This is a genomic window from Streptomyces sp. NBC_01384, from assembly GCF_045040035.1.
Classification (GTDB): domain Bacteria; phylum Actinomycetota; class Actinomycetes; order Streptomycetales; family Streptomycetaceae; genus Streptomyces.
Genome location: NZ_CP109559.1, coordinates 7991945 through 8013080, shown reverse-complemented (window position 1 = coordinate 8013080; position 21136 = coordinate 7991945). Strand labels below are relative to the sequence as shown.

The 21136-nt window shown below is 68.9% G+C and carries 46 protein-coding genes; 7 read left to right on the top strand and 39 right to left on the bottom strand.

Annotation, left to right across the window (positions count from 1 at the left end):
* Window positions 1-4: 4 nt before the first annotated feature.
* The 24 genes from OG747_RS36570 to OG747_RS36455 form a co-directional block, all read right to left on the bottom strand.
* Window positions 5-211: a hypothetical protein gene (locus OG747_RS36570; protein ID WP_405883634.1), complete on the bottom strand. Its 207-nt coding sequence runs from the start codon at window positions 209-211 to the stop codon at window positions 5-7.
* 13 nt (window positions 212-224) lie between these two features.
* Entirely contained in the window at window positions 225-371 is a 147-nt protein-coding gene (locus tag OG747_RS36565) for a hypothetical protein (RefSeq protein WP_405883633.1), read from the bottom strand.
* Window positions 372-382: 11 nt separating this feature from the next.
* Window positions 383-598 (bottom strand): hypothetical protein, encoded by a 216-nt coding sequence (locus tag OG747_RS36560; protein ID WP_405883632.1) that lies wholly within the window; start codon window positions 596-598, stop codon window positions 383-385.
* A 2-nt stretch (window positions 599-600) separates the two neighbouring features.
* A complete protein-coding gene (locus OG747_RS36555) occupies window positions 601-903 on the bottom strand; it encodes a hypothetical protein (protein WP_405883631.1) in 303 nt (100 codons plus the stop codon).
* Window positions 904-922: 19 nt separating this feature from the next.
* Window positions 923-1516, bottom strand: coding sequence for a hypothetical protein (locus OG747_RS36550; RefSeq protein ID WP_405883630.1), 594 nt, complete (start codon window positions 1514-1516; stop codon window positions 923-925).
* An 88-nt stretch (window positions 1517-1604) separates the two neighbouring features.
* Window positions 1605-1793: a hypothetical protein gene (locus OG747_RS36545; RefSeq protein WP_405883629.1), complete on the bottom strand. Its 189-nt coding sequence runs from the start codon at window positions 1791-1793 to the stop codon at window positions 1605-1607.
* 5 nt (window positions 1794-1798) lie between these two features.
* Window positions 1799-1990 (bottom strand): hypothetical protein, encoded by a 192-nt coding sequence (locus OG747_RS36540; RefSeq protein WP_405883628.1) that lies wholly within the window; start codon window positions 1988-1990, stop codon window positions 1799-1801.
* Between the two features lie 29 nt (window positions 1991-2019).
* Window positions 2020-2379, bottom strand: coding sequence for a hypothetical protein (locus OG747_RS36535; protein ID WP_405883627.1), 360 nt, complete (start codon window positions 2377-2379; stop codon window positions 2020-2022).
* A gap of 24 nt (window positions 2380-2403) precedes the next feature.
* Window positions 2404-2589 (bottom strand): hypothetical protein, encoded by a 186-nt coding sequence (locus OG747_RS36530; protein WP_405883626.1) that lies wholly within the window; start codon window positions 2587-2589, stop codon window positions 2404-2406.
* Between the two features lie 233 nt (window positions 2590-2822).
* Window positions 2823-4883 carry a hypothetical protein gene (locus OG747_RS36525; protein WP_405883625.1) on the bottom strand — a complete coding sequence of 687 codons (2061 nt, stop codon included), beginning with the start codon at window positions 4881-4883 and terminating at the stop codon, window positions 2823-2825.
* A gap of 9 nt (window positions 4884-4892) precedes the next feature.
* Entirely contained in the window at window positions 4893-5360 is a 468-nt protein-coding gene (locus OG747_RS36520; RefSeq protein WP_405883624.1) for a hypothetical protein, read from the bottom strand.
* Window positions 5357-6667 (bottom strand): hypothetical protein, encoded by a 1311-nt coding sequence (locus tag OG747_RS36515; RefSeq protein ID WP_405883623.1) that lies wholly within the window; start codon window positions 6665-6667, stop codon window positions 5357-5359. The genes OG747_RS36520 and OG747_RS36515 overlap by 4 nt, the downstream gene beginning before the upstream one ends.
* 24 nt (window positions 6668-6691) lie before the next feature.
* A complete protein-coding gene (locus OG747_RS36510) occupies window positions 6692-6898 on the bottom strand; it encodes a hypothetical protein (RefSeq protein ID WP_405883622.1) in 207 nt (68 codons plus the stop codon).
* Window positions 6899-6986: 88 nt separating this feature from the next.
* Window positions 6987-7160 (bottom strand): hypothetical protein, encoded by a 174-nt coding sequence (locus tag OG747_RS36505; protein ID WP_405883621.1) that lies wholly within the window; start codon window positions 7158-7160, stop codon window positions 6987-6989.
* Between the two features lie 5 nt (window positions 7161-7165).
* Window positions 7166-7369: a hypothetical protein gene (locus OG747_RS36500; RefSeq protein WP_405883620.1), complete on the bottom strand. Its 204-nt coding sequence runs from the start codon at window positions 7367-7369 to the stop codon at window positions 7166-7168.
* Window positions 7370-7671: 302 nt separating this feature from the next.
* Window positions 7672-7851 (bottom strand): hypothetical protein, encoded by a 180-nt coding sequence (locus OG747_RS36495; RefSeq protein ID WP_405883619.1) that lies wholly within the window; start codon window positions 7849-7851, stop codon window positions 7672-7674.
* Window positions 7851-8027 (bottom strand): hypothetical protein, encoded by a 177-nt coding sequence (locus OG747_RS36490; protein WP_405883618.1) that lies wholly within the window; start codon window positions 8025-8027, stop codon window positions 7851-7853. Before OG747_RS36490 ends, OG747_RS36495 begins: the two co-directional genes overlap by 1 nt.
* 109 nt (window positions 8028-8136) lie before the next feature.
* Window positions 8137-8391 (bottom strand): hypothetical protein, encoded by a 255-nt coding sequence (locus OG747_RS36485; protein ID WP_405883617.1) that lies wholly within the window; start codon window positions 8389-8391, stop codon window positions 8137-8139.
* 11 nt (window positions 8392-8402) lie between these two features.
* On the bottom strand, window positions 8403-8600 hold the full coding sequence (locus OG747_RS36480) for a hypothetical protein (protein ID WP_405883616.1): 198 nt from the start codon (window positions 8598-8600) through the stop codon (window positions 8403-8405).
* Between the two features lie 172 nt (window positions 8601-8772).
* Complete coding sequence (locus OG747_RS36475) at window positions 8773-8937, bottom strand: hypothetical protein (protein ID WP_405883615.1); 165 nt, start codon at window positions 8935-8937, stop codon at window positions 8773-8775.
* Window positions 8937-9338 (bottom strand): hypothetical protein, encoded by a 402-nt coding sequence (locus OG747_RS36470; protein WP_405883614.1) that lies wholly within the window; start codon window positions 9336-9338, stop codon window positions 8937-8939. The genes OG747_RS36475 and OG747_RS36470 overlap by 1 nt, the downstream gene beginning before the upstream one ends.
* The gene (locus OG747_RS36465) at window positions 9335-9514 is read right to left on the bottom strand and encodes a hypothetical protein (protein WP_405883613.1); all 180 of its coding nucleotides are present in this window, start codon (window positions 9512-9514) and stop codon (window positions 9335-9337) included. The genes OG747_RS36470 and OG747_RS36465 overlap by 4 nt, the downstream gene beginning before the upstream one ends.
* A 2-nt stretch (window positions 9515-9516) precedes the next feature.
* Entirely contained in the window at window positions 9517-9744 is a 228-nt protein-coding gene (locus OG747_RS36460; protein ID WP_405883612.1) for a helix-turn-helix domain-containing protein, read from the bottom strand.
* Between the two features lie 145 nt (window positions 9745-9889).
* Window positions 9890-10645, bottom strand: a complete 756-nt coding sequence (locus OG747_RS36455; protein ID WP_405883611.1) for a GntR family transcriptional regulator — start codon at window positions 10643-10645, stop codon at window positions 9890-9892.
* Window positions 10646-10837: 192 nt separating this feature from the next.
* Here OG747_RS36455 and OG747_RS36450 point away from each other — a divergent pair, with 192 nt between their 5' ends.
* The 7 genes from OG747_RS36450 (at window position 10838) to OG747_RS36420 (ending at window position 15947) form a co-directional block, all read left to right on the top strand.
* Window positions 10838-11743: a GntR family transcriptional regulator gene (locus tag OG747_RS36450; RefSeq protein ID WP_405883610.1), complete on the top strand. Its 906-nt coding sequence runs from the start codon at window positions 10838-10840 to the stop codon at window positions 11741-11743.
* A gap of 105 nt (window positions 11744-11848) precedes the next feature.
* Window positions 11849-12256 (top strand): DUF6907 domain-containing protein, encoded by a 408-nt coding sequence (locus tag OG747_RS36445; protein WP_405883609.1) that lies wholly within the window; start codon window positions 11849-11851, stop codon window positions 12254-12256.
* A gap of 183 nt (window positions 12257-12439) precedes the next feature.
* A complete protein-coding gene (locus OG747_RS36440) occupies window positions 12440-13240 on the top strand; it encodes a proline hydroxylase (protein ID WP_405883608.1) in 801 nt (266 codons plus the stop codon).
* A 12-nt stretch (window positions 13241-13252) separates the two neighbouring features.
* Window positions 13253-14197: a threonine/serine dehydratase gene (locus OG747_RS36435; RefSeq protein ID WP_405885882.1), complete on the top strand. Its 945-nt coding sequence runs from the start codon at window positions 13253-13255 to the stop codon at window positions 14195-14197.
* A 231-nt stretch (window positions 14198-14428) separates the two neighbouring features.
* Window positions 14429-14818, top strand: a complete 390-nt coding sequence (locus tag OG747_RS36430; RefSeq protein ID WP_405883606.1) for a DUF6083 domain-containing protein — start codon at window positions 14429-14431, stop codon at window positions 14816-14818.
* Between the two features lie 258 nt (window positions 14819-15076).
* Window positions 15077-15286, top strand: a complete 210-nt coding sequence (locus OG747_RS36425) for a hypothetical protein (RefSeq protein WP_405883605.1) — start codon at window positions 15077-15079, stop codon at window positions 15284-15286.
* On the top strand, window positions 15276-15947 hold the full coding sequence (locus tag OG747_RS36420; protein ID WP_405883604.1) for a hypothetical protein: 672 nt from the start codon (window positions 15276-15278) through the stop codon (window positions 15945-15947). The genes OG747_RS36425 and OG747_RS36420 overlap by 11 nt, the downstream gene beginning before the upstream one ends.
* A gap of 59 nt (window positions 15948-16006) precedes the next feature.
* Here the strand turns inward: OG747_RS36420 and OG747_RS36415 are convergent, their stop codons facing one another.
* From OG747_RS36415 to OG747_RS36345, 15 genes are all read right to left on the bottom strand, one after another.
* Complete coding sequence (locus tag OG747_RS36415; RefSeq protein WP_405883603.1) at window positions 16007-16249, bottom strand: hypothetical protein; 243 nt, start codon at window positions 16247-16249, stop codon at window positions 16007-16009.
* Between the two features lie 17 nt (window positions 16250-16266).
* A complete protein-coding gene (locus OG747_RS36410; RefSeq protein ID WP_405883602.1) occupies window positions 16267-16551 on the bottom strand; it encodes a hypothetical protein in 285 nt (94 codons plus the stop codon).
* Window positions 16552-16740: 189 nt separating this feature from the next.
* Complete coding sequence (locus OG747_RS36405; protein ID WP_405883601.1) at window positions 16741-16998, bottom strand: hypothetical protein; 258 nt, start codon at window positions 16996-16998, stop codon at window positions 16741-16743.
* Between the two features lie 31 nt (window positions 16999-17029).
* Complete coding sequence (locus OG747_RS36400) at window positions 17030-17263, bottom strand: hypothetical protein (protein WP_405883600.1); 234 nt, start codon at window positions 17261-17263, stop codon at window positions 17030-17032.
* Window positions 17264-17292: 29 nt separating this feature from the next.
* The gene (locus tag OG747_RS36395) at window positions 17293-17463 is read right to left on the bottom strand and encodes a hypothetical protein (RefSeq protein ID WP_405883599.1); all 171 of its coding nucleotides are present in this window, start codon (window positions 17461-17463) and stop codon (window positions 17293-17295) included.
* Window positions 17460-17609 (bottom strand): hypothetical protein, encoded by a 150-nt coding sequence (locus OG747_RS36390; protein ID WP_405883598.1) that lies wholly within the window; start codon window positions 17607-17609, stop codon window positions 17460-17462. Before OG747_RS36390 ends, OG747_RS36395 begins: the two co-directional genes overlap by 4 nt.
* Window positions 17606-18502, bottom strand: coding sequence for a hypothetical protein (locus tag OG747_RS36385; RefSeq protein WP_405883597.1), 897 nt, complete (start codon window positions 18500-18502; stop codon window positions 17606-17608). Before OG747_RS36385 ends, OG747_RS36390 begins: the two co-directional genes overlap by 4 nt.
* On the bottom strand, window positions 18499-18714 hold the full coding sequence (locus tag OG747_RS36380) for a hypothetical protein (protein WP_405883596.1): 216 nt from the start codon (window positions 18712-18714) through the stop codon (window positions 18499-18501). Before OG747_RS36380 ends, OG747_RS36385 begins: the two co-directional genes overlap by 4 nt.
* Complete coding sequence (locus OG747_RS36375) at window positions 18711-18866, bottom strand: hypothetical protein (protein WP_405883595.1); 156 nt, start codon at window positions 18864-18866, stop codon at window positions 18711-18713. The genes OG747_RS36380 and OG747_RS36375 overlap by 4 nt, the downstream gene beginning before the upstream one ends.
* Window positions 18867-19200: 334 nt before the next feature.
* Complete coding sequence (locus tag OG747_RS36370; protein WP_405883593.1) at window positions 19201-19380, bottom strand: hypothetical protein; 180 nt, start codon at window positions 19378-19380, stop codon at window positions 19201-19203.
* Window positions 19377-19595 carry a hypothetical protein gene (locus OG747_RS36365; RefSeq protein WP_405883592.1) on the bottom strand — a complete coding sequence of 73 codons (219 nt, stop codon included), beginning with the start codon at window positions 19593-19595 and terminating at the stop codon, window positions 19377-19379. The genes OG747_RS36370 and OG747_RS36365 overlap by 4 nt, the downstream gene beginning before the upstream one ends.
* Window positions 19596-19654: 59 nt before the next feature.
* Window positions 19655-19906 (bottom strand): hypothetical protein, encoded by a 252-nt coding sequence (locus OG747_RS36360; RefSeq protein WP_405883590.1) that lies wholly within the window; start codon window positions 19904-19906, stop codon window positions 19655-19657.
* 8 nt (window positions 19907-19914) lie between these two features.
* Window positions 19915-20235 carry a MazG-like family protein gene (locus OG747_RS36355; RefSeq protein WP_405883589.1) on the bottom strand — a complete coding sequence of 107 codons (321 nt, stop codon included), beginning with the start codon at window positions 20233-20235 and terminating at the stop codon, window positions 19915-19917.
* Window positions 20236-20308: 73 nt separating this feature from the next.
* The gene (locus OG747_RS36350; protein ID WP_405883588.1) at window positions 20309-20584 is read right to left on the bottom strand and encodes a hypothetical protein; all 276 of its coding nucleotides are present in this window, start codon (window positions 20582-20584) and stop codon (window positions 20309-20311) included.
* Window positions 20581-21135: a DUF1643 domain-containing protein gene (locus OG747_RS36345; protein ID WP_405883587.1), complete on the bottom strand. Its 555-nt coding sequence runs from the start codon at window positions 21133-21135 to the stop codon at window positions 20581-20583. The genes OG747_RS36350 and OG747_RS36345 overlap by 4 nt, the downstream gene beginning before the upstream one ends.
* Between the last annotated feature and the right edge of the window lies 1 nt (window position 21136).

Sequence of the window (21136 nt, the reverse complement as noted above, 5' to 3'; positions counted from 1 at the left end):
ACAATCAGTCAGGCGGGATAGGGCTGACGTTGATGGGCCTGACGTTGATCACGCCCTCGACACTGTGCCCGTCGTCGGCGATTTTCGCCGCGGCTTGATTCCGCACATCGTCCGCGGTCTCCCCTGCCAGGCACCAGTCGATGCGGGCGGTGGCGTCGCACTCGCCGTGACGGACCTTCGCCGTCACCTGCCATATCTCCCTCTTCGGCATGGGGGTCTCCTAGCTAGTCGAGGTCGCGGGTGTCGTTGAAGATGTCGAGGATGCTGGCGCCGTCGGCGGTGGTCATTCCGGCGAGCAGGCTGGTGATCTCGTCGTTGGTGGCGGGACGGCCTTCGGGGTTCTCGTCGTCGCGGATGGTCACGTCGGTCATCGCGGGTTCTCCTATCGGTAGGCGGGGCCGTCGTATTCGACGGCGGTGATCTGGGCGTTGGGGTGCTCCGCCTGGGTGCGAAGTACGTCGGTGACGAGGCTGTCGATGCTGTTCGTCGAGTTGAAGCTGAGCAGCTTGCCGGTGCGGCGGTCGTACAGCCGGTAGTTGATGTTGGTGTGGGTAACGCGGCGCCCAGGGGGCGGCTGGCCGTTCCAGACGTCGGGCATGGTCAGCTCCATTTCCAGGTTTGGCCGGCACGGGCGGCACGGTGCGCTGCGTCGCCGAGGAGGATCGCGAGGTCGCCCCATTCGGCCTCCATGGCGCGATGCCTGGCGGCTTTGTGGAGGAGGTCGCCGATGCGTCCTGCTTGCGCGGACGGCGTGTGTACGGGGGTGTATAGGCGGCCGTCGAACAGGTGGCTGATCTCTCGCCATTCGCTTCCGGCGAGCGCGTGGGCGAGGTGCTTGCCGAGGTTGGAGATGGTGAGGGCGGACCGGGTAGAGGGGACGCCGTGGCTGATGCTGATTCCCATGCGTGGTCCTTTCAGTTGATCAGGCGGCTGCGGTGCGGATGAGGTTGAGGATTTCGACCTGGCTGCGGTCGGGTCCGTCGTTCCATTCCGGGTAGGGCTGGCGGATGCCGCGGGCGGCGAGTACTGCCTGGATGCGGTGGGCTGCCTGGTTGGCGGTGTCGTCGTCGCCATAGCCGAGGGCGTAAAGAAGGCGTTGGGCGCCTTGCACGCAGACGCGCCCACCGGCGGTGCGGTAGGTGTTGCGGGCCCATCCGCGTTCGATGAGGTGGGCGGTGAGGGCGAGGTGCTGTTCGACGGTGACGCGGCGGATGCCGCCGTGGAGCCGTCGCACACCGGGGATGCGCAGTAGGGCGTGCGGAATGAGGCGGACGAGTCGGCCGGGCGGGACGATCTCGGTCGCGGGGGCGATCGGGGTGTGGCCGGTGGCTTCGGCGACGAGTTCGGCGGTGGTCTTGGTGACGAGCGGGTGCGCGGTGCGCGGCAACACCGGGGCCGGCACGGGCGCGTGGGCTGCGAGGTAGTCCTCCAGCTGCCGGACGAGGGTGTCGACGTCGAGCGCCTCGACGTCGGCGCGGGGCGGCAAGGTTGCCTTGACGGGGGCGAGCGTGGTCATATCTGCACTGCCTTCTGCGCGTTCGCGCGTGGTGGGTGGAGGGGCGCCCCTGGTCGCTTCCAGGCATTCGAGGGGCGCCCCGGCTGAGCTACTGGCTGGCGCGCTGCCGCGCTTCGTCCTCGATCTCGTGGAAGGCCCAACCAGCAGCCTTGGCCTTGTCGGTGCTCTCGTCGGCCGCGAGAAACTCGGGTCCGGCGAAGACGTCCTTCCGCATGAGCGTCAGGACGACGACGGCGTCCCTGACTGCGGTCTCGAAGAGCTGCTGCTTGTCGTTCATCGCGTTCAGACTCCTTCGCCGAAGCGGACGTGCATCGAGGCGTGGCCGAGCTGGGCCATCTCGCTGCCGTCGGTGGTGCGGGTGGCGAACCGGGCCGAGGCTTCGGCGATGATCCGGTCGGTGGTCTTGCGGTCGCCGCGCTTCTTCGCGTCGATGTAGTCGCGCACGGACTGGTGGGTGATCTTCAGGTCGGACACGTGTTCTCCTCGATCGCTGGTGGGTGGGATCAGATGACGGAGCGCCAGCCCTGGGCGCGGCCCGCGCCGCGAACCTGCGCCAGGTCGAATTCGTCGAGGCAGCTCGGGCCCGGGTCGCCGACCCGGTACATGCCTTTCGGTTGGAGCTCGTAGACGGCGCCTTCCGTGGACAGCAGCCCCCACGCGGACTTATGGCCGGTCATCCAGTGGCCGGTGAAGGGCGCCCGGTGAGTGAACTCGTGCGGCACGTAGTACTCGGGCTCATATAGGGCCGTCGCGACGTACTTCTTGGCCGTCTCGGAGATGGTGTAGACGACGGTTCCCTTGCGGATGAACCGTTCGAGGTTCTTGGCGTCCCGCCGGGTGGGCTGCCAGATCTTGCCTGCCATGGGTGGCTCCTTGGTGAGTTGGGGTTAGAGGTTCTTGAGCTCGTAGTGGAAGACCAGGCCGGTGAGGGCGTCCTCGACCGCTTTGGTTCCGTAGCGGTTGACGAGAGCCTGGATCGCGGGGGCTGCCGCCTTGTTGTCGCCGCGGGCCATGTGGGGCTGGACGGTGCGCTCGTAGGCGCTGATGATCTGGTTGTGCAGCTTCTGGTCCACGTTGGGACTCCGTTCGGTTTCTGTCTGGTGCGTGGTGAGCTTTGCCCTGGTTTGGGCGGTTTGATGGGCGGTCGACACCCGGTAGGCGGCGCTTTTGCGGTGGTATGTGACCCAGTCGAGGGTGCGGCCGGTCGGTCGATCGACCGCATCGAAGCGCGGTCCGACCGGGTTGCATACCGGGTCATACCCGGTCGAGACCATGCACTGACCGGGCCTCGACCGGGCGGTATGACCTACTTGCTGAGGGCCTCGGCGAGCTGCTCACGGGTGTAGCCGTTCGGGTTGGCCATGCCGTCGAGCGGGCCAAGCTTGCGTGTGCCGCCTGCGCCGGCCTCCCGGAGCCGGGACTGCAGATCGGGCTCGGTCAGCCCCTGGTAGCGGTCGGGCCGGGAGGCGCCGAGCAGCTCCAAAAGCCGCCTGGTCCGGGCCCGGTCGACCCCGTCGGCTTCGAGGACCGCAAGGCAGTCGTCCAGCAGCACCTTGCGCGTTGCGGCCTCCATGCCCGCCTTGCCGTAGTCGGCGGCGAACCCGGTGAGCGTGCCGGCGTCGATGCGCAGCTGACGTCCGCGCAAGCAGATCTCGCGGAACTCGGGGATCGTCATGAAGTCGGTCCGCAGGGTGACGTGGCCCTCTTCGCCGCCCTGGTCGAGGACGACGACGCCCTTCTGCGAATCGAGCAGCATGTGCGGTGCCGCACCAGCAGCGACGGCGTCGTCGCCGAGCACCATTCGGGAGCTGGCTGCACCCTTGACCCGGAAGCAGGCGCGCTTGCGGCACACGTCGCGCAGCATGGTCGGCACGCTGGTGGCGTCCGGCCGCTGGGTGATGAACAGGCCCATGCCGCCCGCGTACCGGCTGACGCGCACGAAGCGGGCCATGGTCTCGACGAGGACGTCCTTGCCGTTGCGTCCGCGGTCCTTGGACTCCGGGTCGTCATCCGTCTTGATCTTCATCATGGCGGCGGCGTCCAGGAGTTCCTGCAGCTCGTCAACGATCAGCAGGGTCAGGCCGCGCTTCCACTTCTTCGCCAGCTCGGGGGTGAGCTTGCCCTCGGGGCACTGCTCCGGGTGCTCCTCAGAGAGCTGCTCCAGGCGCTCGCCGATCTGCTGCATGTCGGCGATCAGCTCGTTCAGCAGGTCCAAGAAGGCGAGAATCTTCGCAGGGGTGTTGCCAGCAACGTAGGAGACGGCGAACTGCTTGGTAGCAGCCCAGTCCGGGCCCGCCTTCCCGGTTGCCACGTGGACCGTCATGTACGGGTCGAGAGCGGCAGCGGCCGCCACCAGCCGGGCCAGGAAGGACTTCCCGTAGTCGGGCAGACCTCCCAGCAGGATGGAGCACCACACCAGCTCCAAGATGTGTCGACCTCCGCGGGCGTCGGTGCCCAGGGGGACGCCGTACTGCCAGAAGTCCAACCGGTCTGCAGTGAGCAGCGGCGAGGGAACCGGCTTGGAGCCGTAGGGGTTGGCCTCGCTGGCGACCCACAGCACGAAGCGTCCCTCGTGGCCATCCTCGGAGCAGTCGGCGTGCATCTCGACCTGAGACTTCTTCACCCGCAGCGCCGAGGCCAGTTCCTCTGCGCGGGAGATGGCGGACGATGCTTTCATGCCGCCGGGCAGTTCGACGGTGGCGGCCCAGCCGGGGCCGGACGGCTGGATGATGCCGACGAGGCGGGTCTCGTCGCGCTGAGCCTCGCTGATGATCCCGGCCTTGATCAGGGCGGTGACAAGGTCGGCTTCGCCGAGGACACGGCCAGAGTCGCGCTCGCCGAGCGGCCCAACCAGCATCGGCTCCGCCCCCGGCTGGCTGCGGTCGCGGCCGTGGAACGCGCCGAGCCCCCAGGCGCCGAAGCCGGCGAGCAGGTCGAGCCACAGGCTGCCGGTGACGGCGCCGAAGCCGACTCCCCCGCCGACGGCCGCGGCCACACCCGCGGTCTTGCCCAGGAAGGCCTTGCGGTGCTGCCTGTAGTCGGCGCGGTAGTCGTCGGCCTTGCGCTTCCAGGTGCCCGCCACATTCGGATCACCGGCTGCGTCGCGCACTGCCTGGTCGGCGTCGGCGATCAGCTGCGGGTAGTGGTTGTGGTAGCGCTCGACCCACCGGCGGCCGAGCTGCCGGTAGCCGCGGACGGTGTGCGGCAGCAGGGCCAGGGTGGCGATCTGGTTGGTGGTCTCGGCGACCGTCTTGGCGGACTCGATCCACGTCGGGCGTCCGGTCGGCTCGTCCTTGAAGACGGGTGTCTCGGCGGGCGGCGGGACGAGTGCCAGCGGGGTGCGCTCGTCGGTCAGCGGGGTGGCCATGGCGGGGTCTCAGTCCTTCTTCCAGGGGGCGATTCGTTCCAGGCGCGCTTGGGTTCGGGCCATTCGGCTGTACGGCAGGGTTTCGCCGCGGACGCGGCGGGGTGGGGTCCCGCCGTTTCGGCGGCGGCCATCGGGAGGACCGGTCACATGCGGAGCGAAGTAGGTCATCGCGGCTTGCCAGCAGACGATGTCCCACACCTCGCGGGCTGTGATCAGGCCCAGGCTGAAGGTCTCTGTCCACCCGTGCCGCACCTCGGCTGAGGTCAGGAAGTGCGGCACGAATCGGCGATACCTGATCTCGAAGAGCGCGGCCTGCTCCATCTCTCGGGCGAGCTCCGGAGTGGCGACGATGAGGGTTCGGTAGGGGTGCCACCCGCGCCGCCCGAGTTCCTCAAGGCGGTTCGATTTCGTCGCGGCGAACCCGATCTTCACCGCACGGAATTCCGGGTGGGATAGGACGTAGACGACGGCCGTCACGACTCCCCTCCGTCCTTGTTCTGCGCCGCCTTCGCGATGGACGCCTGGGTCCTCGCGAGAGTGCTGTAGGGCCGGGTGTCGCCAGGGCGTCGGACGGGCGGGGTGCCGCCGTTGTTGCGGCGCCCGTCGGGGGCGTTCGGATCCTTCTTCTGTCGGCTGCTCATTTGGGATTTGATCAGCGACTGAGGGCCCAAAACCGGGGCGTCGGTGACGGTGCGCATGTGGGCCTGCGCGGCCCGCGACTGCGCTTCGATTTCGGGGCGGATCCCGACCGTCTTGCAGCCCGTCACGAGGTACCAGCACTCGGCCCAAATCTGGTCGGTGACATACCGGGAGCCACGCGCGGAACGGACTGCGTCGGCGACCTCCCACACGTCCGGGTGCTTCGCCTGCCGGTCGGCGTCCTTGCGGGCCTGCTCCTCCTCGGCAGCCTTCTCCCGGGCGGCCTTCTCGGCGGCGGCCTTCGCATCCGCCTCCGCCTTGGCCGCCCGCGCACTCTCGCGAGCCTCCGCCTCGGCTTCCGCCTTCTTCTCCGCGGCTCGCTTCTCCCGCCACGAAGGGATCCCGTCGGCCTTCTGTGCGATGCCGTGCTCGTAGGCCATCAGGACGATCGGCCCGCCGAGGGAGGCGATCGCACCGATCAGACCGGCGTTGAAGCCGATCGCCGGGTTGGTCATGCCGCCGCGCATGTTGATCGTCGCGGCGATCGCGGCGCCAAGCATGATGCCGACCCTGTACGGCATGACGTCCCGACGGTGAGCGACTGCCCACGCGGCACCGCACGCCAGGACCAGGGCGAGGCCTTCGAGGAGCGCGGGGGCGGCGACGAGGAACGGCCGCTTCTTGTCCCAGAAGTCGAGGAACTGCACCGGCGCGGCGATGATCAGGCCGACGGCGTAGATGCCGCGGGCGCCCCACTTCCAGGTCCGCTCGGAGCGCTCTTGCTCGGCCATCTGCCGGGCCTCGCGCTCGGACTCTTCGACCTCGGCCTTCTTCGCCTTCGCCTCCTCCGCGTTGGACTTGGCGGTCTCCGCGGCCTTCTTCGCGAGCGCGGCCTTGTGGTCTGCCTGCTCCTTCTCCAGGCGCATGCGGGCGCGCTCGTTCGCAATGCGCTGCCTCTCGGCCTCCTCGACAGCCTTGATCTTCTCGGCCTCGCCCTCTCCCTGCGCCTTGATGCGCTTGGCGTCGGCTTCGGCGGCGGCCTTGGTCCGGATCGCCTCCGCCTCGGCGAGCGCGCGATGGTCGATCCGCGGCTCGGAGGTCAGCGACGTCCCGTTGACCTTCTTCTCGACGGACACGGCGGTCACGATGATCGGTCTCCTTTCGGATGGTCAGGCGGTGGCGGGCTGGATGACGACGGTCCGGCGGTGACGCAGCCAGATGGCTCCGGCGGCGAGCGCCCACACGTAGGCGGGGACCAGGCCGATGAGCACGGCCAAGCCGGCGAAGGCGAGGGACACAGGGGCTGCGGCACCGTGCCAAAGGCCGATCGTGATCAAGTAGGCCGCGAGGAGCAGCCAGAAGATGGTGCGGAGCATGACGACCTCACTCGGGGTCGGGACGGATGGCGGGGGTTGCTGATCGATGTCCAGGGCCCGCGTGCGAGACGCGGACCGAGGGCGACGGTCAGTCGAGGCGGTCGACGGTGACGATCAGGTCGCGCGGGTCGGTCCTCGCGGCGGCGATGCGCCGCTGCAGGTCGTCCTCGTCGTAGACCGCGATCGAGTCGGACGGGGCGCCGGAGACCGGGTCGACCTTCGCGCCGGTACGGGACGTGGCGGTGAAGATCCAGGTCGGCATCGCGATCAGCCCAACTGGGTTCGCTGGTAGCGGCGGATGTCGGCATCGGTGAAACCGTGCGAGCGGGCGACGGTCTGGTAGCCCTCGAAAGCAGCCAGTTCGTCGGCGGCGAGCGGGCGACCGTCATGATCACGGGCCCCCCTCATCTCGATCGCCATCGCGGCCCGGTACAGGGCGTCATCCCGGTCCTTCGTCAGATTGCTGCTCATGTAGATCAGTCCTCTCGGGTTGGGGTTGGGGCGGTTTCTCACCGTCGGGCCCGTGCGGGACGGGCCCGGCGGGGCGGTCAGACCTCGGGGTTCGGGATGCGGATCGGGTAGCCGGGGCTGGGGGTGACGGGCTTCGGCGTGTCCTGCGACATGGGTGTCCTCTCGGATCGGTGGGTGGATGGGTGGTGCGTGCCCCTGCCTGCTGGTGAGGCGTGGCCCTGGATCGGCCCGGCGGGGGCTGGGGACCGTGGCGGCGAGTCCGCGGGGGATTTGGTTCCTCGCCGCCACGGCCGATCAGGGGGTTAGCGGTTGTCCTGGATGGCGTTGGACGCCACCGTGTGGATCTGGCCTTGGCGAAGCTGGATGCCGCAGCCTTCGATCTGGACGCGGGCGGTGATGCCGTTGTCGGCGAGCACTCGCGCAGGCAGGGTGCAGCCGTCGCGGCCGGTCACAGCAGACTCGTTGACCTTGTGGATGGGCATCAAGCCGCCGCCTTCACGTGCATGCCGCGGAGCTCGGCCATCAGCGACGGCTCGTCGGGGTGGTCCTCGTCGTAGTCCAACGCCGCGAACGCGATCTCCAGAGCGCGGTCGAAGTCGGCGTCGGAACGGGCCTTGCGGTACTCGGCCAGAAACGCGGTACGGGTCTGACTGGACATGGGGGATCACAGATCCTCTCGGGATCACAGAAGGCGGGTGTGGGTGGTGCGGGGTGGGATACCGCGGGCGGGGACGGGGGAGGTCAACCCGCCCGCGGAGCTTGGGGGATCAGCGGCGCCGGGCGGCCTCTTCACCGATGTCGTGGACGTCGAAGCCCTCGACTGAGGCGGCATCCTCCAGCCGGTGCGATTCGGCTACCGCCGCCCGCCAGAACCGGTCCGAAGTGTGGTCCTGGCCCTTGGAGTTCAGGTCTGCCGCGATGCTGCGGCACACGTTGGTCTGGTCAGCCGCCGCGCCAAGGGCGGCAGCAGCACGGGTGCGGTCGTCGATCTGGCTCTGCAGCCAGGCAGGCTTACCGGACATGACGATCTCCTTCAGTCGATGCGGGTGATGTCGCTCGGCTCGGGGTCCAGGCGGGTGCCGCCGCGGTTGAGGCGGCTCAGCGTCCGGTTCGCCTTGACGGCCGTCTTCTCGACGGCCTCCGTGGCACTGTCGGCGCGGACGCTGTACGTGTACTGGCCGCCGGCGCCGGGACCCTCGACGCCGCGACGGGTAACAGCCCATCGGGACATAGCGCACTCCTTGGGGAAGGGTGAACAAGGGGTGGAGAGCCGCGCTGGCGGAGGCCGCGGGGTACGTCATCCCCGCCAGCGCGGCGGTATGGGGGCCGCTACTTCGGCCGGGACTCGCTGCGCTTGTTGACCTTGGCGACCTTCTCGGAGAGCTTCTTGCGCTCTGCGTCGGTCATGACGCCTCCCCCGCCTTCACAACGAGGAAGGAGTCGCTGTCGAGGTCGGCGACGACCGTTGCCGGGATACCGGAGTCGCGGAACTGCTGCGCGAGTTCTTCCGCCGGCCACGAGCCGCGCGGGTGGGAGGCTGGCGTGCGGTCGAGGATCTCCCGGGCCATCAGCTGGTCACCGCCTTTGCGGGACCGTAGGTGCGGGCCAGGTCGGCGGCGGCAAGCACCAGATAGAGAACATCCGTCCAGTCGCGGCCCGGCTTCCCGGCCCACGCGTCGACGTCAACCCATCCAGACAGGTGCACCGCGAGGATCTGGCTCATCAGATCCCGACCGACAGACTGCGTGTCCTCGTCGCCGACGCCCTCCGCACGGACCGCACGAAAAGCATCCAGCAGATCGTGCGAGAAGGTGCCCTCCCAGATCACGCGCTGTACGTAGCGGGAGGTCTCCACCAGATGCTCGGCAACCTCTACACCCGACGGGGTCTCGCCGGACACGCCACGCCACGTCGACGACTTGATGTCAATCGAAACGGCCTGCTCGGCAAACGCGAACATGTCCTTCACGACGCCACCACCCCGGCGGGGTACGGGTGCGGGCCACGATGACGCGGCGGGAGCGGTTCCTTCGTCTTGTCGTGCTCGGCCATCAGCGGCCGGCGGACGTAGGACGCGAGGTCGTGGGCCAGGCGGTCAGCCGGCGACATGGGCGGCGGGGTGAGGGTCGGGGTTGCGGTGCTCATGATCACGCCACCTCCGAGGGGGCGATGACGGCGGCGTCGCGAAGGAAGTCCGCGAGTGCAGCCTCGGCGATACGGAACCGGGGTCGGCCGTTGCCCTTGGCGATGTCGATGGCGGCGAGGCGGCCGGACTTGATCAGTTGGCGCACGTGCTGCGAGGTGCCGCCGATGTGGCGGGCCACCTCTCCGGTGGTCAGGAAGCCGCCCGTAGGGGCGACGGAGACAGGTGTCACTAGGTGCTCCCCTGCGGTCGACTGGGGTGGACACCTAGATAGAAGCACAGCGCTACAGAGCAATCAACACCGCTACAGAGCAATGATGGAATTTGAGGCATACAAAAAGCCCCCACCCGTCAGGGTGGGGGCTGGAAGGCGCAGGTCAGGCAGGGAAGTCGTACACGAGCAGATATCGGGACGCGTCCAGAATCATTCGGTTGACCTCAACGACGCGACCGTCCGCCCGCATTGCTGTACGACACATCTCCACAACTGGAGTGCCGGGCTTCAGCTCCAAGTCCTCAGCCTCGGATGCCGATGGCATGCGGCATCGCAGCTCCTCACGGAACCGCACCGGCCCGTGACCCGCCTCACGAAGTCGGGCATAGGTGCCGCCAGGCCCCGAGTCCACCTGGGTAATCCGCGTACCCCTGGCGAGATCGTCAGGGATGTACGCGGTGGACCGCATCACGGCCACATCTTCGACCAGGTACTTGCGATTCCGGCGCCACACTGGCGCCCCGTCTTCGATGTCCAGCGTGCGTGCCACGTCGGGCGGCGCAGGCAGCTGCTCGATCTGCACGCCGACCGCTTCGAGCCGCCGCTTATCGATGTCGACATCCCAGATCGATCGCCCCTCACCCCACTGCGACTGCGAGAGTCGCGGCACGGCATTTCGAACGATAGGTCGCCACGTGCGCACGTAAACGCCGGCTCCAGTACGCGCTTCAGTGATGCCCTCATCCCGCAGAACGGCGAGCGCGCGACGAGCCGTGCCGACAGCCACCCCTTCCAGCTCGGCAATCTTCCGCTCGGGGGGCAGCAGGCTGCCGGGCGGGTAGGTTCCGTCGCCGATCTGCCTGCGCAGCTTGTCGGCGATCTCCTGGTACTTAGGCGGTTCGCCGGACTGGCGTGGCACGCGTTCTCCTTCGGGACGGATTCATATAGAGCAACGCTACCCGCTACACGTATCCGCTGGTCAATGACCCTTCCGTAGGCGTTCGCACACAAGGGGTGGATAGAATTGCTCTATAGCGCTACGGTTCTGCGTAGTCGAGCTGTGACAGTGAGCACATCTCGGCTGGGGATACGTCTGTCTTGAAGGGGTCCCATGCCCGAATCGCCCGAGCGCACCGCGCTCTACCGCTTCTTCAACACTGCTGGCCAACTGCTCTATGTCGGGGTCAGCGGCAACACAGAGACCCGCTGGCGCCAGCACGCAGAGTCCAAGCCCTGGTGGCCCGCCGTCGCAGACAAGACGACGGAGTGGCTCGACAGCCGACCCGAGGCGCTCGACGCGGAACGCGTCGCGATCCGCACCGAAAAGCCGCTACACAATCACCAGAACAAAACGTCATCAATCATCGACGAGATCACTCCGTGGACCTCGACCGGCGTACCCGGTGGAACCTGGAGTCCTTACGAGTTCATCGCCCACGAGCTGAAGGGGTTCATTCAGTCGGGCAGCATGCAGCCAGGCGACAGGTTCCCCACGGTTCGGACGCTGATCGAGGTCTACGGAGTCGCGTCGCTCACCATCCAGCGCGCCCTGAATCTGCTCAAGGCTCAGGGATTCGCAGTCGGCCGACAGGGCTTCGGTATCGCCGCAGTGGTCCCACCAGGGCTGCGATCCGAGGCTGCGGGCAGCGAAGATGCAGAGGGCGTGATCCAGCAGATGACGTCGTATCGGGCGGCCCCATCTCCGCGATCCTGCGCAACCCTTGGCGTGGAACCCGGAACGGAGCTCGACGCGAAGAGATGGGTGCGCGCAGTCGACGGCCGCCCGGTGGAGCTCGTGCACTTCTACCGACACCCCGAAGCCCCGGCCGAGGTCACGGTCCACGAGACGACGGACCGCGTCACCGCAGCTCCACCCAACGCCGAGACCGTAAAGATCTTCGGGGTCGTGCCCCTACTGGTCACTCTGCGGGTGACCTACTCAAAAGAGCGACACCCGTTGGGGCTGTACAAAATCGTCAAGAACGGCGATCTACTCGCCACGGAGTACGAGTTCTAGCCCCACAAAACGCGAACGGCCGGGCGCAGCAACGCCCGGCCAGTTCATCCGGCGAGTTGCCACTCGCCAGTCAGTAATCCGTCTCGCCAGAAAAGGACTACACCCATGACTGTAGCAACCCCCGAGCCGGCCGTCGCGGTCCAGGCCGTCTCCCCCGCGCCCCGTATCGTCCCGGCGCTCGTCAATGGCCAGCAGGTGTACATCCCCTGCGCCACCTGGTGCATCACCGATCACGTCGCCGAGAACGAGCGCCACCTGGAAGACGTCGCGCACGTCGGCCCCAGCTCCGACCTCGTCGTCCCGGGCGGCGAACCGGGGTATCGCCTGCTGGCGGACGCGCGTCTGGGCGCCGATCTGTTCGCCCCCGTGCTGGAGGAGCGGGCGCCGTTCGTGGTCATCGATGACGGATCCGAAGGCTTCCACCTCACACCGCAGCAGGCCTGGCAGTTCGTGGAACGTCTGACCGCCTTCGCCGAGCAGGTCCGCGCCCTGGCCGCGTCGATCGACGCGTAGCACGCGCGGCTCGTCGCGGTCCGCGCCGAGTTCATGGGGCGGCAGGCGTGCACCGCTTAAGGGCACCAGGAATCAGCAACGGCCGGGCGGGATCAGACCGCCCGGCTGATCGAGGCCACTCAGTACCCGGCGGGCTCATCTGACCGCCGGTGATCAACACATCTCACAGAGAGGGATCCACCCATGCCTGAAACTCTCGTCGACCCGCTGTTCAGGGCGTTTGCGGCGCCTGCGTTCACGGACCGGCACCTGGCGAACCTCGCAGCGGGCACGGTCGCCGCCGTTCGCGTCCCGGGCTTCTTGGATGCGGCGGCATGTGAGGCGGCGCTGGGAGCAGTGGACCGGCTGCCGACTGGCGAGTATGACGCTGCCCGGGTGCCGACGCGGATCGTGCGGTTCGGCCCGGCATTGAACGACTTCCGGCACTCGGACGGGTCGCTGGACGCTGACCGGTATTGGGTGGCGGCGGAGGCTGCTCGGGTGGCGTGGCAGCGTGCGGGTCTGCGCCCGGATCCGATCGCGGTGTCGTTGGCCCGATTGGGGTCGGCGTGGGGTGCTGCTGTCAGCCCGGCGACGATCGGCGGGCGTCCCGCGTTCGGGGGAACACTTCGGGAGATCAACGCAGGGGCGCTCATCCACTTCGACGACATCAACCGCGAGTTCCCGGGCGGCGTGTTCGACCAGGACGTGGTGGCCCAGCTGGCCTTCAATGTCTGGGTAGAGGTTCCTCGGAGCGGTGGGAGCACGTCAGTATGGCGGCGCCGCTGGGAGCCGGGGGATGAGCAGGCGCGGGAGGCTTACGGCTATCTGCCGTCCACGGTCGAGGGGCGTCAGCGGGTGAAGCTGGCGCCGGAGTTGGGCGACGGGCTGCTGTTCAACCCGGCGAACTTCCATGCGGTAGACCCGAACCCTGGGGAGCGGCGCATCGCGTTTGCGTTCTTCCTCGGGTTGACCATCACGGGCCAGCTCATCGCCTGGTCCTAACCGCTAGGAGCGATCGTGACCCTCACCTATGGCGACATCAAACACGCCGCCGACCGGATCGCCGGGCACACTCGCCCGGTGACCGTGGCACCCGTCGACCCGGAGGCTTTCCCCGGGGCACAGGTGTGGCTGGCGTTGGAGTTCATGCAGCACACCGGTTCATTCAAGGCTCGGGGCGCGCAGAACTTCATCGCCGCCCACAGGGAGGCGGGGACGCTGCCGGAGGCGGGGGTCACGATCGCCAGCGGGGGAAACGCCGGGCTCGCCTGCGCCTGGGCGGCCCAACAGGCTGGGGTGCGGGCGACGGTGTTCCTGCCGGAAAACGCGCCGACGGTGAAGGTCGGACGGCTCCGCGACTACGGGGCCGAGGTGCGGCTGGGTGGCGCCGAGTACGCCGAAGCGGCCGCCGCCTGCGCCGAGTTCGCCGCGACATCTGGTGCCCTCGCCAGCCACGCCTACGACCACCCGCTGATCGCAGCCGGGGCAGGAACCCTACTGGAGGAGATCCGGCAGCAGGTTTCCGGCCTGGACACGGTGATCGTGGCGGTCGGGGGTGGCGGCCTGTTCTCGGGTGTCGCTACCGCGGCGCAGCATCACGGGGTGCGGACGGTGGCGGTTGAGCCGGAGCGTTGTCGGGCGCTGAACGCGGCGGTGGGGGCTGCTCGGCCGGTGGACGTGCCGGTCGACTCGATCGCTGCTGACTCTCTCGGTGCTCGGCGCGCCTCGGAGATGGCGCTGCACGCCGCCCAGCACGATGACGTGTGCTCGGTGCTCGTCCCGGACGCTGAGATCATCCGGGCTCGGCGGGCACTGTGGGACCACCGGCGTCTGCTGGTGGAGAACGGCGCTGCCACGGCGCTGGCAGCACTCACCAGCGGCGCCTACCGGGCCACCGACGGGGAAACCGTTGCTGTGGTCCTGTGTGGCGCCAACACCAACCCGGCCGATCTCGGCTGACGCTATCGCGGCGGCCGAGCTGGTGGAGCAGGTCGAAGCGCCCCCGCGCTGGGAGATCCCGGCCGGGGGCGCCGTGCTGTCTAGACCGCCCCTCCGGCCGCTGCTGCTGTGCCTGGTGGGCTGCCGCGGTGCCGACGTCGCCTCGCGCGTCATTGCCAGGCTGTCGTGTCCCTGCCGTCCCGTCCGGTTGCCGCGGTGTCGCCGGGCTCGGACGGCCCGCACGCTCGGTGTATGGGGGTCATCGACGAGGGGCCGCGGCGTTTAGACGCGGCGCAGACGTTCACGTGCCCGTTCTGCGGGCTGCCGCAGGATCGGGTGCCGACGCTGGACCACGACTGGGTGCTGCTGGAGCCCGACGTCACGATGCTGGCTCATCTGGTGCCGGCGGAGCACCGGTGGATCGTTGTGTCGGACGGTCGGGTGACGGTGTACGGGGTCTGCCCGCCGGTGGCGGAGCAGCGGTGCCGGATTGAGCATCGGCTTGCGTGTCCAGGGCAGGAGCTGCCGGATCTGTGGCCGTGGTTGACGGCGTTGCGCGAGGAGGGGCGACGGGCTTCGGAACGCCGGGATGGCGGGGAGCATCCGCCGGAGCCGAACATCGAACTGCCGGACGTCGGGTAGGCGGTCTGAGCGCAGCGAAGCGCATCCGTGTGGCTGTGGGGGCGCTGTCGCGTGCGCGACGCCCGTTGCTGACTCGAACGCTGGACGGCCGGAATCCGACAGCGAGGCAAGCGGACGCGTGCAACTCACGCTCAAGTGGGAAGAAATCGACAAGCGCGTCCTCCGACTGGACACCGAGTGGTGACCTGGGTCACAGTGTCAGACCCTTGGGGGACACTACTGTCATCGGGAAGCTACTGGGGGGTAGGGGCGATTCAGATGACCATTCAGGAACAGCGGACAGCTGATCACGACGACGACGTCATCACTGAAGTGTCGGAGGAAGAGTTCCGGGAGGCTGCTTACGCGGCTCTCGAACGGCTCGGACTGACCTACGCGCAGCTACGCGACATGGCCCGCCGGCGCGAGTTCAGCTCAGCTCAGGCGCAATCGCTATGGGTGTCCATCGGCGGCGCACTTGATCTCTGACAAGCTCCGCAACCAGACGAACGGCTTCACCAAGGAGATCCAAGCTCTCCTGAACGGCACCATCTCTGATCACGTCCAGATAAAGGCGGTCGCACTCCAGTTGGGTGACGACCGCCTTTTCATGCTCGGGCACCTGCTCGATAAGCGAACGCTGATTGCTCAACGCTTCCCGCTGAAACCGCGGGCGCCGAAGGCTGAACTGTGGATGGACGTCAGCTTCCAGTTGCGCCTGGATGCCGAGCGCGAGCACCTCATGGTCCACAAGTCGTTCGTTGGCGTGTTCGGATCGAAGGACGCTAAGCACGGCCTATTCCACTACGACTACGAGCGGGACAAGGTTGACGGCTATCCGGACGCTCACCTGCAGGTCGATGCCTCGTCGGAGCTGTTCGGGACGCTGAACGATCCGAAGTGCGATCCGGGCCGGTCTCTGGCGTCGCTACATTTCCCGGTGGGCGGGAAGCGGTTCCGGCCGTGCCTGGAAGACGTCATCGAGTTTCTGGCCGTCGAACGGATTGCGCAGGCCCGGGACGGCTACGAGAAAATCCTTGAGACGGGCCGTGAACGCTTCCGCAAGAACCAGCTGATGGCGGCGATGCGCCGCGATCCTGCGACGGTGGACGCGTTCATCGAACGGTATCGCGCGACAGAAACGGCGTAGCCACCCCGACAGCACGACGCCCCCGCACCGGATCCGTTCCGGGTGGGGGCGTCGCCGTGTCAGCCGAGGTAGTCGATCTGGTAGATGTGCAGCGTCTTCGTCTGGTGCCCGAGGTAGATCACTACGAGGATGTCGCCGGTGACGAGCGTGCGCATGATCCCGTCGTCTTCGCCGTAGGGCTCGGTCGTGCCGAGGGGGTCGGCGCAGGCGTCTGCGAGGGCGAGCGCGAGGCGTTCGCTGGCTGCAGCGGGGAGGCCGTCCCAGACTGCCTGGTTTACGGCGTCGCATCGTAGGGCGTACACCAGGCAAGCCTGTCAGGTCAGGCAGCTCCGCGGGCCCGAATGCGGGCAGCTTCCTCAAGGACACGGTCGGTGACGTCATGCCATTCGCCGGGGATCTCGCCGCCGGCCGCTTCGATGGCGGCGGCTTCACGCCCACGCTGAACGGCGTCGAGAGTGCGCTGGGCAATGCCCTGCCACTTCGCGAACACGGCGAGCAGTTGGTGCGCCGGCGCCCGGTTGATCTCACCTAGGAAGCGCTGGGCGAGGGCAGGATTGCCGAGGGCGTCACGGATCGACTCGATGGTCCACGGCTGCTGGCTCATCCCGGCCTCCGAAACTTTAGCGGGCTTCAGTTTCAGGCTATCGCGGAAGCCGTATCGGGAAAGGCGTACCCGAGGAGCGTTGTCCCGGAATCACCATCCGGGAATCACCGTCCGGGAAGCCGTATCCGTGGCTTCCCGGAGCGCATCCGCGGACGATCCGTCCTCTCGCCGCCCCATCGCCGGGCGTCGTCAGCGGCTGCGCTGGTGGCAGCCGCACCGGCAGAGAACGCCGGTGAACTTGTTGTTGAGCCTGCACCGGGAGTGCAGCCGCTCCGCCCAGGCGTACAGCCCGTCGGCCTGGTCCTGGCGTGTACTGCCCGCCGTGTCGAGGAGCGCCGCGGTCTCGCACGCGGTTGACGTGTACGGCGGGATGTCGATCAGGGCGAGCACGTCGTCGGGGAGCTGCTCACGGCGGTCGCCGGGCGGGGGCGGGGTCCAGTCGGTCATCGGTGCTCCTTGCAGCGGTGCGGGTATGGGGTCAGCGGTGGGTGACGCGGAGACGCAGGGGCCGGATGTCCGTCGCGCGTTCCAGGGTGGCGGTGTAGCCGAGGTCACGCAGCAGGTCGGTGTACTGGTCGAGATGCTGCCGCGGGTCGGGCCCTTCGTGGATGACGCGGACGGTGTAGGGGCTGTCCCGTCGAATGCGGTAGCCGCTGTGGCCTGCGCCGGTGAGGTGTTCGTCGATTTCGTCGGTCCAGATGCGGGACGTCATGACGGTGCTCCTTGCAGTGGTGCGGGAGTTCAGGGGAGGTGGTCGACGACGTGCTCGCTGTAGGCGACGAGTCCGCGGGTGATGAGTGCACCCCGGCCGTCGGGGTCGTTGGGTCGACCTGCGGCGTCCCATTCCTCGCCGAGGTCTTGGAGCACGTTCCAGTAGCAGCGGCTGGTGGTCTCCTGCCGCTGCCAGGTCACGGCCGCCCCTTCCGGATGGCGTCTTCTTGCCGCTGCAGTTCCTGCATGCGCCGCTCATACGATCGGCCGGCTTGTACAGCGGCGGCGAGGACGGCGACCACGCAGACGACGGCCGCGGTAATGACGGCGACGATGGCGAGGGTCACGGTGTCTCCTCCGCGGGCTTGCCGGTGCGGTGGGCTACGGCGGCTTCGAGTTCGTCGAGTACCGAGTCGGTGGGGATCCAGGTGAAACCGTGGCCGTCGTCGGAGAGGGCGGGCATGCAGTCGTCGTCGGGGTCGATGAACCGGCCGAGGACGGTGCGGAGACGCTCGCGCAGCCCGACCGGTGCGGGCGCGGGCTGGTCGGTGGCGACGGCTTCGCGGACGCGGTTGACGATTGTCTGGAGGGTGCCGATGGTGTCGCGGAGCTGCTCGGCCTCGGTCGCTTGGGTCGCTGCCGGTCCGGACGACTCGTCGAGGGCGGCCAGGGTGTCGCGTGCCTGCTGCACGGCCTGAACCCGCACGGACGCGGCAATGGTCAGCTCGCACAGACGACGGACACGCTCGATTGCGGCCTCGGCTTGCTCGGCGCGTCCGGCGTAGGAGCCTGCTGCGGCGTCGGCGGACTCGGCTTCGCTGTAGCGGCGGAGTTCGGCGTTGAGCTGTTCGATTTCGCGGTCGCGGACGGCGAGTACGGCGTCGGCGTGCGCGTACCAGGCGGCGCGTGCGTGATCCCATTCGCTGCCGTCGGCGAGGAACGCTTTGGATCCGGCGTGTCCGGCCAGCGACTCGGCGATCTGGCCGCGCAGCGAGTTGTCCGCCGCATCCCCGCTGGTCGCGGAGTTGTCCGCCGTTGTCCGGGCCGCCTCGCCGGCCTCCCGAAGGTGGTGGTCGACGAAGAAGATCGCCGTCTGCAGCCCGGCCGCGATCCCGTTGGGGGCGGTGACGCGCAGGTGGTCGAGGTCGGGCCGTGGCTGCTGGTCGGCGGCCACGGCTTTGGCGTGCTCGGCGGCGAGTTGGGCGCGGAGACGGCGGAGGCGGGCGAGGTCGTCGGTCACGAGGTCTCCAGTACGTATCCGGTGCGCCGCGGAGCGCCGGTCTTGGTGGTGCCGGTGGCGTGCAGGCTGCTGACGAGGATCTGCCGGAACCTCTTGCCGTCTCGGGCATCGACGACGTGGGCGCGGTTGTGGCCAGGCGTGTACGCCTTGATGCGGATGCGGGGGCCACCGCGCGGGTCGAGACTGCGGTACGTCTGGCCGGGCTGGATCACGCTGCGGTCTCCTTGGTCTGCGGGTAGGCGCGGGCGTACAGGGCTCGTATCTGGGTGCGGAGTTGGGCGGCTTCGGCGGGGAGCATCGCGCCGCGTTCGGCCCTGTCAACGAGGTGCAACATCTGCTGGAGGGGGCGGGGTTCGGCTGTCATGGCGTCTCCGTTCGGGTTGGCGGGGCAGGGTTGAGGCTCTGAGCGCCGATCTGAGCGTCTCGGCGACTCCCGGTCCGCTGTGAGGAGTTCGGACCGGAGACGGGCGCCTGGGGCCCTTCTCGGGCCTCTTGGGGTTCAGCCGGACCCTGCCGAAGCGCTGTGCGGCCGTCTGAGGGCTTCTGGCCCCGTCTCGCCGCCCGCCGCGCCTTCCGGTTCGCCGTCGGCTCCGGCTCCCCGTCCGGCACCCACCGCTCGCCCGTCGACCGGAGCTCCGTCTCCCAGCCGGCGCCCGGGGTTCCGGCGCGCTCACCGCGGGGGCTGCTGCTCGGCCCGGTCACGACTGGCCCCCCTCGCGCAGCGCCTTCCGCGCCTCCCGCATGTCGTCGGCGGCCATCCGCCGCAGCGCCCGTTCGATCACGGCGGCCCGCACCTGTCCGGCGTAGCAGGTGGCGAGGATCCGCTCCGACTGGACGGTGAGGAGCTGGCGGGCCTGCGGGCGACGCTGCGGGCTCACGACCGGGCCTCCCGCGTCCGGCGGCGGGCTCGCAGGAGTGCGACCTGCAAGCCGAGGCGAGTACGGGCCCGGCCGGAGGCGACGCGCTCCACGCCGATCCACGCCTCCCACTCGAACGGGCCGGTGCCGGTGACCTCGACGTCGAAGTCGTCGGTGAGCGGGATGGGTTCGGCGGGGCTCCAGGAGCCGTCGGGGTTCTGCTGCGAAACGGTCATCGGTGGTTCCTTTCGCGGTGCGGATGCCGCCCCTGCGGCGAGACGGGGGCGGCGGGGCTTCACGGGCGGGTGATGTGCAGACGGCGTCGTCCGCCGCCGGGCTGCTGGTCGGGGATCACGCAGAATCCGGCGGCCTGGAGTTCGAGCCGATACCGCTCGAGGCCGTCCTGCTCGCCGTGGCCGTCATGGAAGACGTTCACGCGCCGGCGGCCGTCCTGGGCGGCACGCCAGCCGGGGGTCCAGTCGCCGTCGGCGAACTCGGACTGCGGGTAGGCCTCGAGGACGCGGGCCACCTCACGGGTGTTGATCATGCGTGGCATCAGACGTTCACCCCCGAACGGGCGGCGATCTTCGCCAGCTTGGCGTTCAGGTGCGCCGCCGGATCGTCGATCACCGAGGCGAGAGCGACGGCCGCGGTGACGATCACGTCACACAACTCGTCGGCAACGTCCGCCCGCTCGTGCGTGACGCCCTTCCGCGGGTTCTGGCCGGTGACGCCGATCCAGGCCTGCCCGACCTCGCCGGTCTCCTCGGCGAGCTTGAGGATGCGCAGGGTGATCTCTTCGTCGGTACGACCGTTCGCCGTGTCGAGCCAGTCGACGAGGCCGCGGATCGTGGCCCACTGGTCGGTGCTGAGCATGGGGTTCCTCCAGGGTTGTGGTGCTGTGGGGTTGCGGCCCGCCCCCGTCGGTGGAGGCGGGCCGTACTGCGGGTCAGGCGGCTTCCTGGCGTTCGTGGCCGTCGCAGGCCCACGAGGGCGCCGTGCGGCCCTGTGGGGCTTCAGGAGCGTCGTGGACGTCCGGAGCGCCGTCCGGGGCCTCCGGGGCGCCACAGCGGAGGCTGAGGGCCCGCCGTGCGGTCTTCCAGCCCCACGCGCCGACGAGGATCCCCGTGAACAGGCACACGGTGAACACGGCTGCGGCGGCGGCGATCCAGGCGACGATGGCCCAGCCGATCGCGGTCGCCGTGTCGACAGCCTCGGCGATCACGGGGTGGGCTCCTCGGTGGGTGCGGCCCACGGCTGCGGGACGAGATCGGCCTTCAGGTACAGCGGGTGCTTCGGCTGCCCCGCCTTCGTCACCGCGAGCGCCGACAGGCGGTCCATGCCGGGCAGCGCCAGGACGGCGGCTATCCGGTCCGGCCTCGCGTTCGCACCCCACGCTCCGACAAGCGGGCCGCCCGACTCGACGGCGATGGTGGCGGCGGCGTACAGGTGCGCGTCGTTCTCCGGGCCGACCGGGTCCTCGGCGGTCCACAGTTCGTCGGGGTCGGTGGCGCGCCAGGCGTACAGGTTCGCGACCATCAGGGCGCCGCAGCCCCAGTCTTGGGCGTAGCGCAGGCAGCGGCGGATCGTCGGGTCGTTGGTGAGGGCGTCGGCGGTGGACGGGTTGAGCATCACGAACACGGCCGTCGGCCCGTCAGCCCACTCGCGGCCGAGGAGGTACCGGTAGCGGTCGCAGTCGGACAGGATCGCGGAGCCGAGGACGGTGGGCGGCGGGGGTGTCGGCTCGGGGCCGAAGAGGGTGGTCTGCTCGGCCATG

What these genes read in the sequence shown, in the direction of transcription:
- OG747_RS36570 (WP_405883634.1), bottom strand. Translation starts at nt 211, where the DNA reads ATGCCGAAGAGGGAGATATGGCAGGTGACGGCGAAGGTCCGTCACGGC.
- OG747_RS36565 (WP_405883633.1), bottom strand. Translation starts at nt 371, where the DNA reads ATGACCGACGTGACCATCCGCGACGACGAGAACCCCGAAGGCCGTCCC.
- OG747_RS36560 (WP_405883632.1), bottom strand. Translation starts at nt 598, where the DNA reads ATGCCCGACGTCTGGAACGGCCAGCCGCCCCCTGGGCGCCGCGTTACC.
- OG747_RS36555 (WP_405883631.1), bottom strand. Translation starts at nt 903, where the DNA reads ATGGGAATCAGCATCAGCCACGGCGTCCCCTCTACCCGGTCCGCCCTC.
- OG747_RS36550 (WP_405883630.1), bottom strand. Translation starts at nt 1,516, where the DNA reads ATGACCACGCTCGCCCCCGTCAAGGCAACCTTGCCGCCCCGCGCCGAC.
- OG747_RS36545 (WP_405883629.1), bottom strand. Translation starts at nt 1,793, where the DNA reads ATGAACGACAAGCAGCAGCTCTTCGAGACCGCAGTCAGGGACGCCGTC.
- OG747_RS36535 (WP_405883627.1), bottom strand. Translation starts at nt 2,379, where the DNA reads ATGGCAGGCAAGATCTGGCAGCCCACCCGGCGGGACGCCAAGAACCTC.
- OG747_RS36525 (WP_405883625.1), bottom strand. Translation starts at nt 4,883, where the DNA reads ATGGCCACCCCGCTGACCGACGAGCGCACCCCGCTGGCACTCGTCCCG.
- OG747_RS36510 (WP_405883622.1), bottom strand. Translation starts at nt 6,898, where the DNA reads ATGCTCCGCACCATCTTCTGGCTGCTCCTCGCGGCCTACTTGATCACG.
- OG747_RS36505 (WP_405883621.1), bottom strand. Translation starts at nt 7,160, where the DNA reads ATGCCGACCTGGATCTTCACCGCCACGTCCCGTACCGGCGCGAAGGTC.
- OG747_RS36500 (WP_405883620.1), bottom strand. Translation starts at nt 7,369, where the DNA reads ATGAGCAGCAATCTGACGAAGGACCGGGATGACGCCCTGTACCGGGCC.
- OG747_RS36495 (WP_405883619.1), bottom strand. Translation starts at nt 7,851, where the DNA reads ATGCCCATCCACAAGGTCAACGAGTCTGCTGTGACCGGCCGCGACGGC.
- OG747_RS36490 (WP_405883618.1), bottom strand. Translation starts at nt 8,027, where the DNA reads ATGTCCAGTCAGACCCGTACCGCGTTTCTGGCCGAGTACCGCAAGGCC.
- OG747_RS36485 (WP_405883617.1), bottom strand. Translation starts at nt 8,391, where the DNA reads ATGTCCGGTAAGCCTGCCTGGCTGCAGAGCCAGATCGACGACCGCACC.
- OG747_RS36480 (WP_405883616.1), bottom strand. Translation starts at nt 8,600, where the DNA reads ATGTCCCGATGGGCTGTTACCCGTCGCGGCGTCGAGGGTCCCGGCGCC.
- OG747_RS36475 (WP_405883615.1), bottom strand. Translation starts at nt 8,937, where the DNA reads ATGGCCCGGGAGATCCTCGACCGCACGCCAGCCTCCCACCCGCGCGGC.
- OG747_RS36465 (WP_405883613.1), bottom strand. Translation starts at nt 9,514, where the DNA reads ATGAGCACCGCAACCCCGACCCTCACCCCGCCGCCCATGTCGCCGGCT.
- OG747_RS36450 (WP_405883610.1), top strand. Translation starts at nt 10,838, where the DNA reads ATGCCCGAATCGCCCGAGCGCACCGCGCTCTACCGCTTCTTCAACACT.
- OG747_RS36445 (WP_405883609.1), top strand. Translation starts at nt 11,849, where the DNA reads ATGACTGTAGCAACCCCCGAGCCGGCCGTCGCGGTCCAGGCCGTCTCC.
- OG747_RS36440 (WP_405883608.1), top strand. Translation starts at nt 12,440, where the DNA reads ATGCCTGAAACTCTCGTCGACCCGCTGTTCAGGGCGTTTGCGGCGCCT.
- OG747_RS36430 (WP_405883606.1), top strand. Translation starts at nt 14,429, where the DNA reads ATGGGGGTCATCGACGAGGGGCCGCGGCGTTTAGACGCGGCGCAGACG.
- OG747_RS36425 (WP_405883605.1), top strand. Translation starts at nt 15,077, where the DNA reads ATGACCATTCAGGAACAGCGGACAGCTGATCACGACGACGACGTCATC.
- OG747_RS36410 (WP_405883602.1), bottom strand. Translation starts at nt 16,551, where the DNA reads ATGAGCCAGCAGCCGTGGACCATCGAGTCGATCCGTGACGCCCTCGGC.
- OG747_RS36405 (WP_405883601.1), bottom strand. Translation starts at nt 16,998, where the DNA reads ATGACCGACTGGACCCCGCCCCCGCCCGGCGACCGCCGTGAGCAGCTC.
- OG747_RS36400 (WP_405883600.1), bottom strand. Translation starts at nt 17,263, where the DNA reads ATGACGTCCCGCATCTGGACCGACGAAATCGACGAACACCTCACCGGC.
- OG747_RS36375 (WP_405883595.1), bottom strand. Translation starts at nt 18,866, where the DNA reads ATGACAGCCGAACCCCGCCCCCTCCAGCAGATGTTGCACCTCGTTGAC.
- OG747_RS36365 (WP_405883592.1), bottom strand. Translation starts at nt 19,595, where the DNA reads ATGACCGTTTCGCAGCAGAACCCCGACGGCTCCTGGAGCCCCGCCGAA.
- OG747_RS36360 (WP_405883590.1), bottom strand. Translation starts at nt 19,906, where the DNA reads ATGATCAACACCCGTGAGGTGGCCCGCGTCCTCGAGGCCTACCCGCAG.
- OG747_RS36355 (WP_405883589.1), bottom strand. Translation starts at nt 20,235, where the DNA reads ATGCTCAGCACCGACCAGTGGGCCACGATCCGCGGCCTCGTCGACTGG.
- OG747_RS36345 (WP_405883587.1), bottom strand. Translation starts at nt 21,135, where the DNA reads ATGGCCGAGCAGACCACCCTCTTCGGCCCCGAGCCGACACCCCCGCCG.